The sequence below is a fragment of the Pseudoalteromonas sp. S1727 genome (genome assembly GCF_005886375.1).
Taxonomy (GTDB): Bacteria; Pseudomonadota; Gammaproteobacteria; order Enterobacterales; family Alteromonadaceae; genus Pseudoalteromonas; species Pseudoalteromonas haloplanktis.
The window spans coordinates 1-259 of record NZ_PNDT01000349.1 but is presented as its reverse complement, the minus strand read 5'-3'; the positions used below and the strand labels follow the sequence as shown (position 1 = coordinate 259).

Annotated in this window: 1 protein-coding gene; it reads right to left on the bottom strand. The window is 40.2% G+C overall.

The genetic code is table 11. The features are described 5' to 3' along the window. Positions 1–74: 74 nt before the first annotated feature. Positions 75–259, bottom strand: a 185-nt coding sequence (locus CWB85_RS22255; protein ID WP_138556031.1) for a helix-turn-helix domain-containing protein, incomplete at its 5' end; no start/stop codon positions are given.

Here is a 259-nt window from a genome sequence, read left to right as displayed (position 1 = left end):
GTAAGTTCAGAGTAGTGTATCTCGAATATCTTAAGGTGAATTCTGCCGCTGGCATGGTATATAGGTTAAAATCGTTATTTCGGGGTACATCCATACCAGCGTTGAAAGGCACGTTGAAAACCACTTTGCTCACAAAAACGTAGACGACTCGTAATCTCCAGTACACTTATTTTTTGTTGCAACATTTGTTTGGCATGGTACTTACGCAGTTCATCAACCAATTGTGAGTAACTACAGTTTTGTGAGGGTAAGTAGCGTT